The organism is Mesorhizobium sp. M0598 (assembly GCF_040320865.1).
GTDB lineage: Bacteria > Pseudomonadota > Alphaproteobacteria > Rhizobiales > Rhizobiaceae > Mesorhizobium.
Map to the genome: position 1 here is coordinate 1 of NZ_JAMYQL010000041.1, position 17,565 is coordinate 17,565.

The 17,565-nt window shown below is 64.3% G+C and carries 17 protein-coding genes; 7 read left to right on the plus strand and 10 right to left on the minus strand.

What is annotated here, in order from left to right:
* Positions 1-182 precede the first annotated feature (182 nt).
* Together rnhB and NKI59_RS30465 are read right to left on the minus strand one after the other, a co-directional pair.
* Complete coding sequence (gene rnhB / locus NKI59_RS30460; RefSeq protein ID WP_352708332.1) at positions 183-878, minus strand: ribonuclease HII; 696 nt, start codon at positions 876-878, stop codon at positions 183-185.
* A gap of 165 nt (positions 879-1,043) precedes the next feature.
* The gene (locus tag NKI59_RS30465) at positions 1,044-2,198 is read right to left on the minus strand and encodes a PA0069 family radical SAM protein (RefSeq protein WP_352708369.1); all 1,155 of its coding nucleotides are present in this window, start codon (positions 2,196-2,198) and stop codon (positions 1,044-1,046) included.
* A 150-nt stretch (positions 2,199-2,348) separates the two neighbouring features.
* Here NKI59_RS30465 and NKI59_RS30470 point away from each other — a divergent pair, with 150 nt between their 5' ends.
* Positions 2,349-2,852: a glycosyltransferase gene (locus tag NKI59_RS30470; RefSeq protein ID WP_352708333.1), complete on the plus strand. Its 504-nt coding sequence runs from the start codon at positions 2,349-2,351 to the stop codon at positions 2,850-2,852.
* 187 nt (positions 2,853-3,039) lie between these two features.
* Positions 3,040-4,014 (plus strand): phytanoyl-CoA dioxygenase family protein, encoded by a 975-nt coding sequence (locus tag NKI59_RS30475; protein WP_352449928.1) that lies wholly within the window; start codon positions 3,040-3,042, stop codon positions 4,012-4,014.
* A 33-nt stretch (positions 4,015-4,047) separates the two neighbouring features.
* Here the strand turns inward: NKI59_RS30475 and moaB are convergent, their stop codons facing one another.
* The 6 genes from moaB to NKI59_RS30505 all read right to left on the minus strand — a co-directional run bounded on the left by moaB (position 4,048) and on the right by NKI59_RS30505 (position 7,742).
* Positions 4,048-4,590, minus strand: coding sequence for a molybdenum cofactor biosynthesis protein B (gene moaB, locus NKI59_RS30480; protein WP_352489568.1), 543 nt, complete (start codon positions 4,588-4,590; stop codon positions 4,048-4,050).
* Positions 4,577-5,479 (minus strand): 4-(cytidine 5'-diphospho)-2-C-methyl-D-erythritol kinase, encoded by a 903-nt coding sequence (locus tag NKI59_RS30485; protein WP_352708371.1) that lies wholly within the window; start codon positions 5,477-5,479, stop codon positions 4,577-4,579. Before NKI59_RS30485 ends, moaB begins: the two co-directional genes overlap by 14 nt.
* Before the next feature lie 26 nt (positions 5,480-5,505).
* Entirely contained in the window at positions 5,506-5,691 is a 186-nt protein-coding gene (locus tag NKI59_RS30490) for a membrane protein (protein WP_023674078.1), read from the minus strand.
* Between the two features lie 81 nt (positions 5,692-5,772).
* Positions 5,773-6,630 (minus strand): S49 family peptidase, encoded by an 858-nt coding sequence (locus NKI59_RS30495; RefSeq protein ID WP_352708334.1) that lies wholly within the window; start codon positions 6,628-6,630, stop codon positions 5,773-5,775.
* Positions 6,631-6,717: 87 nt separating this feature from the next.
* Positions 6,718-7,518: a tRNA1(Val) (adenine(37)-N6)-methyltransferase gene (locus NKI59_RS30500; RefSeq protein ID WP_352708336.1), complete on the minus strand. Its 801-nt coding sequence runs from the start codon at positions 7,516-7,518 to the stop codon at positions 6,718-6,720.
* Entirely contained in the window at positions 7,518-7,742 is a 225-nt protein-coding gene (locus tag NKI59_RS30505) for a putative signal transducing protein (RefSeq protein WP_023674082.1), read from the minus strand. The genes NKI59_RS30500 and NKI59_RS30505 overlap by 1 nt, the downstream gene beginning before the upstream one ends.
* Positions 7,743-7,902: 160 nt before the next feature.
* Here NKI59_RS30505 and NKI59_RS30510 point away from each other — a divergent pair, with 160 nt between their 5' ends.
* Positions 7,903-8,919 (plus strand): polyprenyl synthetase family protein, encoded by a 1,017-nt coding sequence (locus tag NKI59_RS30510; RefSeq protein ID WP_292663011.1) that lies wholly within the window; start codon positions 7,903-7,905, stop codon positions 8,917-8,919.
* Between the two features lie 33 nt (positions 8,920-8,952).
* On the opposite strand, the gene NKI59_RS30515 is transcribed toward NKI59_RS30510, so the two are convergent.
* Entirely contained in the window at positions 8,953-10,386 is a 1,434-nt protein-coding gene (locus tag NKI59_RS30515) for an MFS transporter (RefSeq protein WP_352708337.1), read from the minus strand.
* A 104-nt stretch (positions 10,387-10,490) separates the two neighbouring features.
* On the opposite strand from NKI59_RS30515, the gene NKI59_RS30520 reads away from it, so the two are divergent.
* The 3 genes from NKI59_RS30520 to NKI59_RS30530 all read left to right on the plus strand — a co-directional run bounded on the left by NKI59_RS30520 (position 10,491) and on the right by NKI59_RS30530 (position 14,369).
* Positions 10,491-11,096: a TetR/AcrR family transcriptional regulator gene (locus NKI59_RS30520; protein WP_352708339.1), complete on the plus strand. Its 606-nt coding sequence runs from the start codon at positions 10,491-10,493 to the stop codon at positions 11,094-11,096.
* Between the two features lie 195 nt (positions 11,097-11,291).
* On the plus strand, positions 11,292-13,067 hold the full coding sequence (locus NKI59_RS30525; RefSeq protein ID WP_352708372.1) for a tetratricopeptide repeat protein: 1,776 nt from the start codon (positions 11,292-11,294) through the stop codon (positions 13,065-13,067).
* 267 nt (positions 13,068-13,334) lie between these two features.
* Positions 13,335-14,369, plus strand: coding sequence for a glycine--tRNA ligase subunit alpha (locus tag NKI59_RS30530; RefSeq protein WP_352708373.1), 1,035 nt, complete (start codon positions 13,335-13,337; stop codon positions 14,367-14,369).
* On the opposite strand, the gene NKI59_RS30535 is transcribed toward NKI59_RS30530, so the two are convergent.
* A complete protein-coding gene (locus NKI59_RS30535; RefSeq protein WP_352708341.1) occupies positions 14,366-14,539 on the minus strand; it encodes a hypothetical protein in 174 nt (57 codons plus the stop codon). The two genes, NKI59_RS30530 and NKI59_RS30535, sit on opposite strands and share 4 nt — an antisense overlap.
* 239 nt (positions 14,540-14,778) lie before the next feature.
* Between NKI59_RS30535 and NKI59_RS30540 the strand changes: the two genes are divergently transcribed.
* Complete coding sequence (locus NKI59_RS30540) at positions 14,779-17,529, plus strand: glycine--tRNA ligase subunit beta (protein ID WP_352708343.1); 2,751 nt, start codon at positions 14,779-14,781, stop codon at positions 17,527-17,529.
* Positions 17,530-17,565: the final 36 nt, after the last annotated feature.

Sequence of the window (17,565 nt, forward strand, 5' to 3'; positions counted from 1 at the left end):
CCGTCATGTGTCCGCCGCTCCGCTAAACACGGGGGCTGCGCGGCGGACACGCCGACGTCACCGCAATGCCACGCCATTTTGCAGAACTTGACGCACACAACTCGCCAGGACGTACCGACCCCCTCTGTCGCCTTTGGCGACATCTCCCCGTCGAGGGGGGAGATCACACCTAGCCGAATCGCTCAATCCAAACCCGAAAAACCCTCTTCCTCCAGCACCTCGGTGCCGCCGAACCGGAACGGCGCGAAGGAGGCGCGGTGCAGCCGCGCCACCGGCCCGTGCAGATCGATCGCCGTGCGATGGCGCACAGTGGCGTAGCCCATATGCAGTTCGAAGCCGTAACGCGCATGATGGCTGCCGCAGCCACACATCATACGGTCGCGCATCACCTTGGCGACGATCGAGGCTGCGGCGATCGACTGCGAGCGCTGGTCGCCCTTGATCAGTGCTTTGCCCTCGCAGGGCAGGCCGGGCGGCACGTCGCGGCCATCGGCAAGCGCCAGCTTCGGCCGGATTGACAGGCCGGCCACGGCACGGCGCATCGCCTCCAGGCTGGCCTTGAGGATGTTGCTGGCATCGATGCCCTCGGCGCTGACCGACGCCATCGATACGGCGAGTGCGGAGCCGAGGATTTTCAGGAACAGCGCCTCACGCTGCAAATGCGTCAGCCGCTTGGAATCGTCGAGGCCATCGGGGATGTTGGCGGGATCGAGCACCACCGCTGCAGCCACCACCGGCCCGGCGACCGGGCCGCGGCCGGCCTCGTCCATCCCCGCCACCGGCCACAGGCCTTCGGCCATCGCCTTCGTCTCGAACGAGAAGTCGGGTTTCTCGACAATTTCGAAGAGAAGCGGAGAATCGGAACGCGGGCGAGCCATGGTGCGGCGAGGTTCGCATCGGCTCCGATTCTCCGCAAGTCCCTCCGGGTCGGGCGGGGCACCGGACCAGGAGGGGCTACCGTCTGCAAGCCCGGGGACAGGACAGGCCGGACGGGATTTTTGCCTGTTGCCGGCCGTTTCAACCGGCTGGCGCGAGACGCTTTGTCACAGCAGCATCAACTGCTCGGTTGCCTTGGCGGCGGGGACGAACTGGTCGGTCCTGAGCGAGCGCCGCTCGGCATTGAGGCCGAGCCGTTTGGCAGCGATCTCGAAGCGCCGGCCGATCTGCCAGGCATAGGGGCCGGAGCCCTTCATGCGCTTGCCCCATTCCGAATCGTAGTCCTTGCCGTCGCGCATCGAACGGATCAGCGACATGACGTGGCGATAGCGGTCGGGATAGTGGCGCAGCAGCCAGTCCTTGAAGATAGGCGCGACCTCCAGCGGCAGGCGCAGCAGCACATAGCCGGCTTCACGCGCGCCCGCTGCCTGCGCCGAATCGAGGATGCGCTCCATTTCCGGGTCGGTCAGTCCGGGGATAATCGGCGCGACCATCACCGAGGCCGGTATGCCGGCGTCCGAAAGCTGCCTGATCGCCTCCAGCCGCTTGGTCGGCGTCGACGCTCGCGGCTCCATCGTTCTGGCCAGCATCCTGTCCAATGTCGTCACCGACAATGCCACCTTGGCCAGCCCGCGTTCGGCCATGCGTGACAGAATGTCGATATCGCGTGTCACCAGCGCCGATTTGGTGACGATGCCGACCGGATGCCCGCGCGCCTCCAGCACTTCGAGGATCTCGCGCATGATCCGGTATTGCTTCTCGATCGGCTGATAAGGATCGGTGTTGGTGCCGATGGCGATGGTGCGCGGCTGGTAATTATCCCTGGACAATTCCTTGTCGAGCAGCCGCGCCGCATCCGGCTTGGCAAACAGCTTCGATTCGAAATCCAGCCCCGGCGACAGGCCCATGTAGCTGTGCGTCGGCCGCGCGAAGCAATATACGCAGCCATGTTCGCAGCCACGATAGGGGTTGATCGAGCGGTCGAAGGAGATGTCGGGCGATTCGTTGCGGGTGATGATGGTGCGCGGCTTCTCGACCTGTACCTCGGTCTTGAAGGGCGGCAGCTCCTCCAGCGAATTCCAGCCGTCGTCGAACACGTGCCGGCTGACCGGCTCGAAACGGCCGGACGGATTGATGCCCGCCGACCTGCCGCGATTGCGGTCGGGACGGACGCGCATGCCGCTCTGCTCGATCATCGCATTCGCCATCTCGGCCCTGCCAGCGCCGAAGGCTGCAATATCGGCACGCACGATCTGTTCCATTTTGGCCCTTTCCCAGTGACTGTCCACCCGCTGTCGAATCGCTCTGCTCATGAATGTATTCCTATCGCGTAATGAGAACAAAGCAAGAACTTTCTCGCGGCGCGCCGCAAAAACTGGCGCTGCCCACCGCTTTCCGCTATTCGGCTAAACATGCTCAGCGTCCTGATCGAAACCCTGAATGACGAGGAGGGCCTTGCCCGCACGCTCGCCTCGCTGATCGGCGGCGCGGTCGAAGGCGTGGTGCGCGACGTTCTCGTCTGCGACACCGGCTCGACCGATCAGACGCACCGCGTCGCCGAACATGCCGGGTGCCACTATGTCAGCGGCGGCATCGCCGCCGGCATCAGGCAGGCCAAGGGCGACTGGCTGCTTTTGCTGGAACCGGGCGCGCGGCTGGGAGAGGGCTGGATCGACGAGGTCGTCGCTCATACGGCCAGGCAAACCATTGCGGCGCGGTTCTCGCGGGCACGCGGCAGCCGCGCGCCGTTCCTGTCGCGCGTTTTTGCCGGAAATCGCGCTCTCGCCGAAGGCCTGGTGATCAGCAAGCGTCAGGCCGCCGCGCTGTCGAAGAATGCCCGCAGCGCCGAAGCGATCGCCCGCGGCCTGGCGACCAGGAGGCTCCACGCCGAGATCTGGGTCGCGCCGCGGAAGTGACGGCTTACCGTGCCGGTTCAGGGAACCCCGCCCAAGCAAATTTCTGGCGGGTCGTGGTTTATTGTGCATTGCACAAAATCTGGCCCGGGGTTACCATTCCCGGCGATATGGGCGAATAGGGTTTGGGGTGTGCCGGAGCGGCGACGACTAACGTCGATGCTGTTCCATCGACATTTTGAGGACCCCGATGACCCTTTCAAGCCCTGACAAGTCCGGCGCTGCAAGCCTCGAGGCGATCGCACGCAACGGCGGCACGCTGCGCCGCATCGCCGCCCGCATCCCGACCTATCTTTCCGACCTTCGCGAGAATCCGGCATGGCTGCCGATGTTCATGCTGGCCCGCACCATGCCGGCGCGGCGGCTGCACTGGCGCGGTGCAAAGCCCGTTCCGCCGGCGCGCAATGTCGGTGAAACGATGTTCGCCGGCGTCGACCGCGATGCCGTCGTCGGCGCGCTGCGCACCGAGGGGCTCTATTCGGGCCTGATGCTGCCGGCCGCCATCCATGAGGAGATCGCCCGCTTCGCCGAGCGCACGCCATGCTTCGGCAATTTCGACCGCCGGCTGGAATTCCTGCCCGAAAAACACGCCGATGCCGAAAAGCATTTCGGCCGCCCGCTGCTCAGCGGTCACTATTTCGAACGGGTCCTCGATTGCAACGCTGCGGTCGCCGTGCAGCGCGATCCGCTGCTTCTCGATATCGCAGCGCACTATCTCGGCAGCCAGGCCAAGCTGATCACGACCCGCGTCTGGTGGAGCTTTCCGACCGGTGGCGTCTCGGACGCCGACAAGAACATGGCCTCGCTCGGCAAATACCATTTCGATCTCGACGACTGGCGCATGCTGAAGTTCTTTTTCTACCTAGTGCCGGTCGACGCCGACACCGGGCCGCATGTCTATGTCCGCGGCTCCCACAACCGCCGCATCCTGAAGCATCAGCTGACGCTGCTGGTCGGCCATTCGGCGGAAGAGGTGCTGGGCGTCTACGGCGAGCAGAGCCCGGTCACGCTGACCGGGCCGGCCGGCCTCGGCTTTGTCGAGGATCCGTTCGGCTTCCATATGGGCACCGTGCCGACGCGCACGCCGCGGCTGATGATGGAAGTTGGCTTCGGCGTCTCGCCGCCCTCGCGCCGGCGTTTTCACGGCGAGCCGGTCATTCGCTAAACCGAGGTCGCTTGGCTGATACCTCGGTTCGCCTCAGCCGCGCCGCAAATGCTCGTCCAGCCGCGGCATTATCTCGACGAAGTTGCAGGGCATGTGCCGATAGTCGAGCTGCGGCTTCAAGATGCCGTCCCAGGCGTCCTTGCAGGCGCCGGGCGAGCCCGGCAGCACGAAAACGAAGGTGGCGTTGACGACGCCGCCGGTTGCCCGGCTCTGGATCGTCGAAGTGCCGATCTTGTCGTAGGAGATGCGGTGGAACACTTCGGAAAAGCCGTCCATGCGCTTTTCGAAGATCGGCTCCAGCGCTTCCGGCGTCACGTCGCGGCCGGTGAAGCCGGTGCCGCCGGTGGTGATGACGACATCAATCGCTTCGTCCCTTGACCAACCCAGGACCTTGTCGCGGATCTTGTCGCGGTCGTCGGTGACGATGTCGCGGGCGGCCAGGACATGGCCGGCCTCGGCAATGCGGTCGGCCAGCGTCTGCCCGGATTTGTCGTCGGCGAGGCTGCGCGTATCGGAAACGGTCAGTACCGCGATGCGCACGGGAACGAAGGGGCGGCTCTCGTCAATCCTGGCCATGGGCATCAACCTCCGATGTCACGCTTCGCGTCGCCGCGACAAACCAGTCGGGATGGCGGCCGCGGATATCGACGGCCGCGCGCTTGGCCACATTGCCGGTCTCGAACAGCCCGAAGCAGGTGGCGCCGGAACCGGACATCCTGGCAAAACCGGCTCCGGACTTGTTGAGCACGGAAAGCGCCTTGCCGATGGCGGGCTGGATTGCGCGCGCCGCAGGCTCGAGGTCGTTGCGGGTGATCTCCAGCCAGTTGCGGATGCTGTGGAAGTCGAGGTTGCGCGGCAGCGGCGGCAGCCCCGCATTGTCGCGGCGGCCAAGCGCCTCGAACACGTCGGCCGTCGAGACGGCAGTGCCGGGATTGACGAGCACCAGACCCAGCGCCGGGAAACCTGGCACGAGCGTCAGCTCGTCGCCGATGCCGCGGGCGATCAGCGGCTTGGCAGCGAGGCACATCGGCACGTCGGCGCCGAGCGACAGGCCGATCCGCGCCAGTTCGGCATCGCCGACATCAAGTCCCCAGGTCTGGACCAGGGCACGCAGCACAGCCGCCGCATCGCTCGACCCGCCGCCGACACCGGACGCGACGGGCAGGTTCTTTTCGAGCCTGATGGCGACAGCCGGTGCGTGCTGGGGACCGGCCTCGCGCCGCAGTGCATCGCGCGCTCTCACCACCAGATTATTGTCGTCGACCGGCACCGCGGAGGCGTATTTGCCGGACACGGAAAACCCATCGCTGTCCGCAAGTTCCGTCTCGATGCGGTCGCCGAAGCGCGTGAACACAGCCAGGCTTTCGATCGTGTGATAACCGTCGGCGCGCTGGCCGGTGACGTGCAGCGCGAGATTTATCTTGGCGTGCGCATGCGACGCCCGGATGCTGGCCTCGGAGTTCACTGGCTCGGCCGCGTGGGGGACGACGGTCAATCCTTGGCCAGACGGTATTCGCCGGTCTTCGGGTCCTTGACCAATGTTCCCATCGTGCCGTTGGCGGCCTGCTTTTCGGTACGCCGCACCTTGGCGGTCACTCGCTCGGCTTCCCTGACGAAGGAGCGGTAGCCGAAATAGGCGGCAATGCCGACGACGGCGAAGAAAATGATCTGCGGCATGTCAAACTCCTCCCTCGCAAGGCCGGCAAGGCGGCCGGTCGGGTCGGTTGATGATTTATGCTAGACGCTTTCACCGGCTTTTCAAAGCCCGAAGCGCGCCCACAGCGCGCGCTCTTCCGCCGCATCGATAACGCCGCTTGCCGCGGCGGCGGCTATGTCGGGCGCCGAAAAGCTCGAGCCGAACAGGCCGAAGCGGCCGAACAGGCCGCGCGGCGCGGTGATCAGCTTGAGCTGGGTTTTCGGCCCGAAACGGCTCTTCAGCACGCTGCGCATGTCGCCGAGCGCATCGACCAGCCCGAGCTCCAGCCCTTTTTTGGCCGTCCAGAACAGGCCGGTGAACAGGTCGGGATCGTCCTTGAGCTTGCTGCCGCGCCTGTCCTTGACGAGATCGATGAAGGTCTCGTGCACCTCGAGCTGCAGCGCCTTCAGGCGCTCGACGTCTTCCTTCTTTTCCGGCTTGAACGGGTCGAGCACCGCCTTGTTCTGGCCGGCGGTGTGGACGCGGCGCTCGACGCCGATCTTCTTCAACAGCTCCGGAAAGCCGAACGAGGCCGAGACCACGCCGATCGAGCCGACGATGGAGGACGGGTCGGCAAAGATCTCGTCGCCGGCGACCGCGATCATGTAGCCGCCCGATGCCGCCACGTCCTCGACGAAAACCAGGACTTTCTTGTTCTTCTCGCCCGCCAGGTCGCGGATGCGCCTGAAGATCAGCCTCGACTGCACCGGCGAGCCGCCGGGCGAATTGATCGAGATGGCGACCGCCGGCGCGTCGAAGGAAAACAGCTTTTCGAGAAGACCGGCGGTGGAAGCGAGCGACAGGCTCGGCCGGAACTGGCCGCCGCCGGGCATGATGGTGCCGTGCAGCCGGATGACCGGAATGGTGACGACGGTGGAGCGCCAGGATTTCGGCAGCAGGCGGTTGAAAAGGCGTTTCACGAGGGGGCGGTCTCCGGTCGATTTGCTTGAGGCATGTAGGAATTCGTCGGCCAACGGCAATGCCGTCATCACGGCAATCAAAATGGATCAGTCTCCGAACAGCGACGCCAGCCCGTTATTGATCAGCTCTGCCCGTTCCGAGGGGCCATTGCCTGAGTAGGCATGCAGCATCAGCGGCGGCCGGATCGACAGTTTGCCGCGTGCGCCGAGTGCTGCCCGGACAACTATGCGGATCGCCGCCGCTTCGGGGCGAGGGTGGACGGCCAGCATCTCGGCATCGCCGAAGCGGCCGGCGATGGCATCGAGGATGGCGCCGAGCTGTTCCGGCCGGGCGATGACGGCCAGCCCGCCGCCCGGTCTGACCACCGCGGCCGCGCTGCGGATCCAGCTGTCGAAAAGCCCGTCCTCCGAGACATGCGCGGCCTTTCTCAGCGGATCGGGCGTCGCGCGATCCTCGGCGGCATTGAACGGTGGGTTCATGATGACGAAATCGAAGCTGTTGTCCTCGAGGCCGGCGGCCGTTCGCGCCCGGCCCGACAGCGCGACATCGGCGACGAGCACCGAGGCGCGGTCGCTGAGATGCGCATTGCCGGGATGGGCAAGCGTGGTGGTGGCGAAGGCCGCCATTTCCGGGGAACGCTCGACAAGCACGGCCTCTGCAGCGGGGCAGCGCGACAGTACCGCCAGGCCGGCCGCACCAGCGCCCGCGCCAAAGTCGGCAAGCCGCCCGGCGAACGAGGACGGCACGGCAGCCGCCAGCATCATCGCATCCATGCCGGCGCGGTGGCCCGCCTTTCTCGGCTGCACCAGCCAGAAGCGACCGCGATGGAAGGCGTCGACCGTATGAGCCGGCATGTCCGGGACAAGGGCAGCGGGCGACGCGGACATTATTTTTGGCGGATCTCGTTGGCGATGCCAGCATCCGTCAGGATGCGCCGCGCCGCATCGGCCTTGTCGGCGTCGACCATGACACGGCGGGGCAGGATGCCGATCGAGCCGTCGAGGACGCTCATATTCTGGTCGGCGACGAAACAGCCGATGCCGGCATCGCGCATCAGCGATTCGACAAACGAAATGATGACGGCGTCGTTGGTGCGGATGAGCTCTATCATCGGATGAAACTCGCAGTTTGCGGCGTTGATGTAAACGTAGGCGTGATCATGTACCAGAGCCGGCGCGCCAATTCGCCTCTTGCCGCGCCGGTGGGTGACACCCTAGAGTCTGTCCAGGGACCATGTTGCCGTCGTGCATATCGAGGTTGGGAGTTTTGCCGTGGGTGTCGTTCTCAACATTGAAAACGGGAAGCGCGAAGCCGCCTCGATAAAGGACCTCATCGACCTGACCGCGGCCGACATGGGGCGCGTCAACAAATTGATCCTGTCGAAGGCCGGCTCCGATGTCGAGATGATTCCGGAGATAGCCAACCATCTGATCTCGTCCGGCGGCAAACGGCTGCGGCCGATGCTGACGCTCGCCGCCGCCCAGATGTTCGGCTATTCCGGCGACGGCCATGTCAAGCTCGCCACATCGGTCGAATTCATGCATACCGCGACACTTCTCCACGACGACGTCGTCGACGAAAGCGGCATGCGGCGCGGCAAGAAGACGGCGCGTATGATCTGGGGCAACCAGGCCAGTGTTCTGGTCGGTGATTTCCTGCTCGGCCAGGCCTTTCGCATGATGGTCGATGTCGGCTCGCTTGAAGCGCTCGATATCCTGTCGAGCGCGGCCTCGGTTATCGCCGAAGGCGAGGTGATGCAGCTCGCTGCCGCAAAAAACCTCGAGACCACCGAGGATGAGCATTTCGCGGTGATCAAGGCCAAGACCGCGGCGCTGTTTTCGGCCGCCGCCGAGGTCGGCCCCGTCATCGCTCAGGCGACGCGCAATGATCGCGCAGCACTCCGCTCCTACGGCATGAATCTCGGCCTTGCCTTCCAGCTGATCGATGACGCGCTGGATTACGGCGGCACCAGCAAGGATCTCGGCAAGAATGTCGGCGACGATTTTCGCGAGGGCAAGGTGACGCTGCCGGTGATCCTCGCCTATCGGCGCGGCACCAAGGCCGAGCGCAGCTTCTGGAAACGCGCCATCGAGGACAATGCCGCCGACGATGCCGGGCTGGAGAAGGCCATCGGCCTGATGCTCCGCCACGGCGCGATTGCCGACACCATCGGGCGCGCGCGCCATTTCGGCGAAATCGCCCGTGACGCGCTGGCGCCGCTCGAGGCGACGCCGCAGAAATCGGCGCTGATCGACGTCATCGATTTCTGCATCAGCCGGGTGAATTGACAGGCGTCGCGGCGCGCGGGACGCCGCCTGTTCTCATCGCGCCTTTGCCGGAAGCACTATTGCTGCCAGCAGACTGACGACGATGCCCGCCGCCGCAAGCCAGAAGGCGACCTGGATGCCGTCGGCGACGGCAATTTTCAACGCATTGCCGGACAATTCGCCGATTTGGCTGTTCGCAATCGCAATCAGCACGGCCATGCCGATGGCGTTGCCGACATTGAGCGTCGTCGAAGCCATCCCCAAGGCGACGCCTTGCTGGTCATGGGCAACGCCGGAAGCGGCGGCAATCCACATTGCGGTCCAGACGATGCCTTGTCCGACGCCGGAGACGATCAGGCCGGGTACGAGGGACAGATAGCTGCTGTCGGCAGTCGCGCCTGATACCATCAATGCTGTGCCGACCGCGCCGACCATCATGCCGCCGACCAGGGTGCTGCGCGTCGAAAAGCGCGTTGCCAGACGCTCGCCGAGTTGCGTACCGGTGGCGATGGCGACCGACGGCACGAGAAAGGCGAGGCCCGTCTGCAAGGCAGTGAAGCCGTGCACGTTCTGCAGCAGCACGGTGAGGAAGTAGGGCAGCGCGCCGAAAGTGGCCATGTAGAGGAAGGTTATCGTCATGCCGGCGACAAGGCTGCGGTTGTGGAACAGGCGCAGCGGCATCAGCGGATCGGCGCTGTTGGCCTCGATCACGGTGAAGGCGATCAGGAAGAATGCCGCCAGTGCCGCGCTGACAATGATTGCGGTCGATCCCCAGCCATATTCGGGCCCCTGAACCAGTGTGAAGACAAGCAGCGTCGCGCCGGCGGTGACGGTCAGTGCGCCCGGCAGATCGAAGCTGCGTTGCTCGTGCCACTTGCGATCGCGCGGGATGATGGCGAAAGCCGCGATGATGGCGACCCCGGCCAGCAGCACGTTGACATAGAAGACCGACGGCCAGCCGAAGGCGCTGGTCAGAAACCCGCCGGCAAGCGAACCGAGCGTCAGGCCGCTGGCGCCTGCGCCGCCCCAGACGGCGAGCGCCCGGTTGCGTTCCGGTCCTTCGGCGAACAGGCGGTTGATCAGCGACAGCGTCGCCGGAAACAGGAACGCGGCGCCGATGCCTTGCACGGCGCGTGCCGCGATAATGATTTCCGGCGACCAGGCCAGGCCACCGACGAGGGACGAAAGCGCGTAGAGCCAGAGCGCGAAGATGAAGACGCGGCGCTGGCCGATCAGGTCGGCGGCCCGGCCGCCGAACAGCAGGAAGCCGCCGGTGAACACGGTGTAGGCGCTGACCACCCACTGCAGGGTCTGGCCTGAAAATCCGAGGCCGGCGCCGATCTCCGGCAGCGCCACGAAGACGATGTTGAGGTCGAGCGAGATGATGAGCTGCGCGAAGGCGAGCAGCGCCAGCGTTGCGCCATGTTTCGCCCTGCTTGCTCCCTGCGTTATCGCCCCGAGCGGCGCGCCTTGATCGAGTGAACTCATGTCGGACTCCTTGTCGACAATTGTTTAATGATCGACAAAGAATTGAGGTTTGCAATCCGAAGTCAAGCAGATTATTTGTTGATCGACAAAAATTGGAGACCGCCATGGCAGGCAGGCCAAGGGAATTCGACCGCGACCAGGCGCTGGAGAAAGCCCGGGACACTTTCTGGAGGCGCGGCTACGAGGGCACCTCGATGGCCGATCTCGTATCGGCGCTTGGTCTCGCATCGGCGCGCATCTATGCCGCCTTCGGCTCGAAGGAGGATCTGTTTCGCGAAGCGGTGGCACTTTACGAGGCCAATGAGGGCGGCTTCGCCACACGCGCGCTGCAGGAAGAACCAAATGTCCGGCGCGTCATCGAGCGCATGCTTCGCGACGCCGTCGAAATCTATACGCGGCCGGGGCAGCCGCAGGGCTGCATGGTGGTGACGGCCGCGACCAATTGCGCGGTCGAAAATGACGCCGTGCTGCAATGGCTGGCGGAGCATCGGCTGGCGCGTACCGCGTCGATCGTCGAGCGATTGAAAAAGGCCGTGCGCGATGGCGAATTGAAGCCGGATACCGATGCCGAGGCGCTGGGTGACTATTACGCCACGCTGATGCACGGCCTTTCGGTCCAGGCACGCGACGGCGTGCCGAAAAAGCGGCTGCACGATCTTGTCACCGTCGCCATGCAGGCGCTGGACGCAAGCCTTTCGCAACCGTCCTGACGCCGGTTTCCCATTGCCGGAGTGTCGCAATGCGGTCGTGCGACCTCTTTCGGCATGGTTTATTAATTGCTTGACCCGATTGTGAATTCGGGCCGGGTTGAAGCACGACCCCAAAAAGGCCATGCTTTACCTGTAAGGATCGAGTCTACGGCGATCCCGCTGACGCGGAGATGGCGTTTGGCTGAAAGGGATATGATGCGGCAAGGATATGCGCGCTGGCTGACGGGGCTGGCAATCGCGACGGGCATGGCGATCTCGGCTTTGCCGGCGCATGCCAAACAGACCGCCGAGCCGGTCAGGATCACATCCTTCTCGGGGGCCTATCTCGCCGCCAGGATCGCCGACGGCGACAACGACCTCGACAGCGCCATTTCCTATTACAAGCAGGCGCTTGCCTTCGATCCGAACGATACGGGACTGCAGCAGAGCCTGATGCTGTCGCTGATCGCGCAGGGGCGCTTCGATGAATCCCTGGTCTATGCCGACAAGCTCAAGGCGGTTCCCGACGTCGAGCGCTTCTCGCGCCTGGCTCTGGCCATCGATTCCTTCCACAAGAAGGATTTCTCCAAGGCCGAATACTGGCTCAAGCTGTCGCTCGAATCCGATCTCGACCGCCTGGTCTCCGGCGTCATGACCGGCTGGGCCAAGCAGGGTGCGGGTGACGCCGGCGAGGCCATGGCTTCCATCGACAAGCTGCAGGGCCCCGACTGGTTCAGCCTGTTCAAGTCCTTCCACCGCGCCTTGATTGCCGACGCCTCCGGCCTGCCCGACAGGGCGGATGCGCTCTACACCGCCACCGTACAGGACACGGCGGCAGGCGGTGCGGCCCCCGAAACATGGATGCGCAACGCGCAGGCCTACGCCTCTTTCCTCGCCCGCAAAGGCGACAAGGCCAAGGCGCTGTCGGTGCTCGACAAGGCCGAGGCGTTTGCGCCCGGCAAGGTCGAGATTGCGGCCCTTCGCGACAAGATCAACAAGGGCGAAAAGATCGAGCCCTTCGTTGCCGGTCCGTCGGACGGCGCCTCGGAAATCCTGCTCGATCTCGCCACCGCGCTCAACCGCGGCGGCGGCGAGCCGTTCGTGCGGCTTTATCTGCAATATGCCCTGGCGCTGCGGCCCGACAACGACGCGGCGCTCGTTCAGCTTGCCGCCGTTGCCGAGCAGTTGAAAGATGGCGAGGGCGCCATCGCGCTCTATCGCCGCATTCCCGCCGGCTCGCCGCTGAAGGAGCTTTCGGACCTGCAGCTTGGCCTGAACCTTGCCGATCTCGACCGCAACGACGAGGCGATCACTCACCTCAAGGCCATCGTCGATGCGCATCCAGACGACATGCGCGCCTATCTGGCGCTCGGCGGCGTCTATTCCTCGAAGGAGGATTTCCGCTCCGCCGCCAATCTTTACGACAAGGCGGTCGAGGTGCTGAAGACGCCGACTGCCGCCAACTGGAACATTTTCTACCAGCGCGGCATCGCCTATGAGCGACTGAAGGAATGGCCGAAGGCCGAGCCGAATTTCCGCAAGGCGCTGGAGCTCTACCCCGACCAGCCGCAGGTTCTGAACTATCTCGGCTATTCCTGGGTCGACAAGAACATGAACCTCAAGGAAGGCCTCGCGATGATCCAGAAGGCCGTCGACCTGAGGCCGAGCGACGGCTACATCGTCGATTCGCTGGGCTGGGCCTATTACCGCCTTGGCCAGTTCGACGATGCGGTGCGCGAAATGGAACGCGCCGTTTCGTTGAAGCCGGAGGATCCGGTGCTCAACGATCACCTCGGCGACGTCTACTGGCGCGTCGGCCGCAAGCTGGAAGCCACCTTCCAGTGGAATCAGGCCCGCGACCTGAAGCCGGACCCGGACGTGCTTGCCGCCTTGCAGCAAAAGCTGATGAAAGGCCTGCCGCCGATCGAATCCAACACAGCGCAGGAAACCCCGAACGTAAAGCCCGTGCCGGCGCCCGCGCCGAAGGGGTGACCCCTTCTTTCCTTCTCCCCTTGTGGGAGAAGGTGGATCGGTGCGCAGCGCCGAGACAGTTGAGGGGTGTCGGACGGATTGCCGTCGGTGCCAAGCTGGAACACCCCTCATCCGACCGAGCTTCGCTCGGCCACCTTCTCCCACAAGGGGAGAAGGGAACACCTTCAAAGGCCTGACCCCTCTGCCTTGACGCTTGCTGGCCAGGCATCTAGGACGTGCCGGCATCCCGCCTTTCCCGCCGAGGCCGCCGTGACCATTCCTGCCCATATGCACCCAAGCCGCTCGTTCCAGGGGCTGATCCTGACCTTGCATAATTACTGGGCGGACTATGGCTGCGTCGTCCTCCAGCCTTACGACATGGAAGTCGGCGCCGGCACCTTCCATCCGGCAACGACATTGCGCGCGCTCGGCCCAAAACGCTGGAACGCGGCTTATGTCCAGCCCTCGCGCCGCCCCAAGGACGGCCGCTATGGCGAGAACCCGAACCGGCTGCAGCACTATTACCAATACCAGGTGATCCTGAAGCCCAATCCGCCCAATCTGCAGGAGCTTTATCTCGGCTCGCTGGCCGCGATCGGCATCGATCCGCTGCTGCATGACATCCGCTTCGTCGAGGACGACTGGGAAAGCCCGACGCTGGGCGCCTGGGGGCTGGGCTGGGAGTGCTGGTGCGACGGCATGGAGGTCTCGCAGTTCACCTATTTCCAGCAGGTCTGCGGCATCGAATGCGCACCGGTGGCGGGCGAGCTCACTTACGGGCTGGAACGGCTGGCCATGTATGTGCAGGGCGTCGACAATGTCTACGACCTCAACTTCAACGGTCGTGAAGGCGCCGACAAGGTGACCTATGGCGACGTCTTCCTGCAGGCCGAGCAGGAATATTCGCGCCATAATTTCGAATTTGCCAACACCGCGATGTTGCTGCGCCATTTCGAAGACGCCGAAGCCGAGTGCAAGGCGTTGCTACAAGCCGGCGCGCCCATCTTCCTTGAGGGGGAGACGCCCGCGAAGCGGGCAGAGGGGGTCGCCTCAGAAGGCACCGCAGGTCAGGCGTCGAGCACTGCACGAGCGACCCCTCCCGGCCAGACCTTGTCTGGTCCCCTCAAGGGGGAGGGATATCACCGCATGGTCTTCCCAGCTTACGACCAGTGCATCAAGGCCAGCCACGTCTTCAATCTGCTCGACGCACGCGGTGTGATTTCCGTCACCGAGCGCCAGAGTTACATTCTGCGGGTGCGTAACCTGGCCAAAGCCTGCGGCGAGGCTTTTCTGCTGACTCAGGCGGGCGGGCTGGCGGCTTAGCTCCAGGCGATTTCGACGGGAGTGCTGATTTGTAACGCACCCTGGCCGCTTGCACCGGCCATTGTTCGCAGCGCTTGTCTGACGCCGGGCATCGTGAACGCACCGTGCACCTGCGCTGTAAAACAGGCGCTGAGTGCGAGGATCTGCAGGAATGTCGATGCCGTTTTCATGGTCGTTCAGCCAATAGTTCTCTGCCTGAGCGTGGGTCGCTTCAGCGCTGCGTTCGGTTCAGGGAAATCTTTGATCCAAGGACGGGCGGGCCGGCCCGTATCCGACAGGCAGCTGATTTTTTTCGGAATTCGCCGTTGGATGTCCCGATCGCGCAGGCCCGATCTTGCCGGGAAGGGTGACAGCGGCCAGCCGAGTTGCTATGCCCCGCCCGGACCATTTTGCCGCGTGAGCACAATCAATGCCCGACCTGCTTCTAGAACTTCGCTCGGAAGAGATTCCCGCCCGCATGCAGCGCAAGGCTGCCGGCGATCTCAGGAAGCTGCTTACCGATGGGCTGGTCGACGCCGGGCTGACCTATGAGGCGGCGCGCGAATATTGGACGCCGCGCCGGTTGACGCTCGACATCCGCGGCCTGACCGCGCGCTCGAAGGACATCAGCGAGGAGATCAAGGGGCCCTCGACCAAGGCGCCCGAGCCGGCGGTGCAGGGTTTTCTGCGCAAGGCCGGCCTTGCCTCGATTGCCGAGGCGCATGTTCATTCCGATCCGAAGAAGGGCGACTTCTACGTCGCCCATATTTCCAGGCCGGGCAGACCGGCGGAGCAAATCATCGCCGAACTGGTGCCGGGCATCATCCGCAACTTCCCCTGGCCGAAGTCGATGCGCTGGGGGCCGGCTTCGGCCAAGCCCGGCTCGCTGCGCTGGGTGCGGCCATTGCAATCGATCCTGTGCACCTTCGGCCCCGAAACCGAGGAGCCGGCGGTCGTCGATTTCGAGATCGACGGCATCCGCTCCGGCAACGTCACCTACGGCCACCGTTTCCATGCGCCGGGCGCCATCACGGTGCGCCGCTTCGACGATTATGTCGCCAAGCTTGAGGCGGCCAAGGTCGTGCTCGATGCCGACAGGCGCAAGGAGATCATTCTTGCCGATGCCAGGAACCTCGCCTTCGCCAGCGGACTCGACCTTGTCGAGGACGAGGGGCTGCTGGAGGAAGTGTCGGGCCTGGTCGAATGGCCTGTCGTGCTGATGGGCGAATTCGAGCAGGATTTTCTCGCCATACCGGCCGAGGTGATCCGGCTCACCATCCGCGCAAACCAGAAGTGTTTTGTCACGACGCGCCAAATCTCCCCCCTCGAGGGGGAGATGTCGCCGAAGGCGACAGAGGGGGTCGCCTCGCGTGGATCGGCGGCATCCCCTGTCCGCGATAGAGAGTCGCGTCAGATCGTGCCGACCCCCTCTGGCCTACCAGCCATCTCCCCCTCAAGGGGGGAGATCAGCCAATCGCCGCTCTCCAACCGCTTCATCCTGACCGCCAATATCGAGGCCAAGGATGGAGGCAAGGAGATCGCCCATGGCAACGGCAAGGTGGTGCGCGCGCGCCTGTCCGACGCGCTCTATTTCTGGAAGACCGATCAGGGCGATCTGCCTGACCTCGACCAGTTGCAGGCTTCGGCGGAAAAATTCGGGCTCGATCTGAACAAGCCGCTCGACCAGCGCATGGCCCGCCTCGACCACCTCAATGTAACGTTTCATGCCAAGCTCGGCACGCAAGGCGAGCGAGTGGAGCGGATTGCCAGGTTGGCCGAAGAACTGGCACCAATCGTGGCGCAGTCGATCTCCCCCCTTGAGGGGGAGATGGCCGGCAGGCCAGAGGGGGTCGCTTCGCGTGAATCGCCGGCATCCTCTGTCCGCGATAGGGCGTCGCGTCAGGACGTGCCGACCCCCTCTGTCGCCTTCGGCGACATCTCCCCCTCGAGGGGGGAGATTACCGCGCTCGCACGTCGTGCTGCCGTCCTCGCCAAGGCCGACCTCACCACCGAGGTGGTCGGCGAGTTCCCGGAACTGCAAGGCGCCATGGGCCGCAAATACGCGCTGCTGCAGGGCGAGCATCCTTCGGTCGCCGCCGCGATCGAGGAGCACTACAAGCCGCAGGGCCCGTCCGATCGCGTGCCGACCGATCCGGTATCGGTCGCCGTGGCGCTCTCAGACAAGCTCGATACGCTGGTCGGCTTCTGGGCGATTGATGAAAAGCCGACCGGATCGAAGGACCCCTATGCGCTCAGAAGAGCGGCGCTGGGGGTGGTCAGGATTTTGGTCGAGAATGGGATCAGAATTCGTCTTAAAACAAGCTGGAGAACGGCGTGGCTACTTTTTGCCGATCAGCGCTGGAATAGGGAACTGGGCGAGGCGGCTATTCGGTTTGCGGATGCTGAAACATTCACTGGTTTGGAGTTTGATGAAGTGCGTTTTGCCGCAATTGCTGCAAGCGTCGACTCGCTCCTCCGTAAGCAGATAGCAGTTTGGTTGCGTACCTTTGACGCTGGCCAAAACGACCTCCTCTCCTTTTTCCAGGACCGCCTAAAGGTCTATCTCCGCGACCAGGGTGCACGGCACGATTTGATCGACGCCGTCCTGGCGAGTGGTGGAAGCGCGCCAATCTCCCCCCTTGAGGGGGAGATGTCGGCGCAGCCGACAGAGGGGGGCGCTGTCCCGCCGGCCTCTCGGCGCGAGGCACCCCCCTCTGCCCTGCCGGGCATCTCCCCCTCAAGGGGGGAGATTGGCCAGAACGACGACCTTCTGCAAATCGTCCGCCGCGTCGAGGCGCTCGGTTCCTTCCTCGACACCCAGGACGGCATGAACCTGCTTGCCGGCACCAAGCGCGCTGCCAACATCGTGGCTGCCGAAGAGAAGAAGGCGACGGCGATCGCAAGCAGCGTTTCGCCGGCGCTGTTCCGGGAGGACGCCGAAAAAACCTTGTTTGCGGCGGTCAATCAGGCCGAGAGGCAAGCCGGCGAAGCAATTCAAAACGAAGACTTTTCCGCCGCCATGCTGGCGCTTAGCGTGTTGCGCGAGCCGGTTGATTCGTTCTTTGAGAAAGTCCTCGTAAACGATGAGGACCAGGCGGTGCGTGCCAATCGCCTGGCGTTGCTCGCCCGCATCCGCGCGGCGACCGACCGGGTCGCGGATTTCTCCAAGATAGCCGGCTGACATCCGCGAAAAAGGCGCTCTCGCGCGGCCCTGGGT

Excerpts from the sequence above, each read along its gene's own strand:
- NKI59_RS30490 (WP_023674078.1), bottom strand. The coding sequence starts at position 5,691 with ATGCCGCAGATCATTTTCTTCGCCGTCGTCGGCATTGCCGCCTATTTC.
- NKI59_RS30475 (WP_352449928.1), top strand. The coding sequence starts at position 3,040 with ATGACCCTTTCAAGCCCTGACAAGTCCGGCGCTGCAAGCCTCGAGGCG.
- NKI59_RS30525 (WP_352708372.1), top strand. The coding sequence starts at position 11,292 with ATGCGGCAAGGATATGCGCGCTGGCTGACGGGGCTGGCAATCGCGACG.
- NKI59_RS30535 (WP_352708341.1), bottom strand. The coding sequence starts at position 14,539 with ATGAAAACGGCATCGACATTCCTGCAGATCCTCGCACTCAGCGCCTGT.
- NKI59_RS30530 (WP_352708373.1), top strand. The coding sequence starts at position 13,335 with ATGCACCCAAGCCGCTCGTTCCAGGGGCTGATCCTGACCTTGCATAAT.
- NKI59_RS30470 (WP_352708333.1), top strand. The coding sequence starts at position 2,349 with ATGCTCAGCGTCCTGATCGAAACCCTGAATGACGAGGAGGGCCTTGCC.
- NKI59_RS30540 (WP_352708343.1), top strand. The coding sequence starts at position 14,779 with ATGCCCGACCTGCTTCTAGAACTTCGCTCGGAAGAGATTCCCGCCCGC.
- moaB (WP_352489568.1), bottom strand. The coding sequence starts at position 4,590 with ATGGCCAGGATTGACGAGAGCCGCCCCTTCGTTCCCGTGCGCATCGCG.
- rnhB (WP_352708332.1), bottom strand. The coding sequence starts at position 878 with ATGGCTCGCCCGCGTTCCGATTCTCCGCTTCTCTTCGAAATTGTCGAG.
- NKI59_RS30505 (WP_023674082.1), bottom strand. The coding sequence starts at position 7,742 with ATGATAGAGCTCATCCGCACCAACGACGCCGTCATCATTTCGTTTGTC.
- NKI59_RS30520 (WP_352708339.1), top strand. The coding sequence starts at position 10,491 with ATGGCAGGCAGGCCAAGGGAATTCGACCGCGACCAGGCGCTGGAGAAA.
- NKI59_RS30465 (WP_352708369.1), bottom strand. The coding sequence starts at position 2,198 with ATGGAACAGATCGTGCGTGCCGATATTGCAGCCTTCGGCGCTGGCAGG.
- NKI59_RS30515 (WP_352708337.1), bottom strand. The coding sequence starts at position 10,386 with ATGAGTTCACTCGATCAAGGCGCGCCGCTCGGGGCGATAACGCAGGGA.
- NKI59_RS30500 (WP_352708336.1), bottom strand. The coding sequence starts at position 7,518 with ATGTCCGCGTCGCCCGCTGCCCTTGTCCCGGACATGCCGGCTCATACG.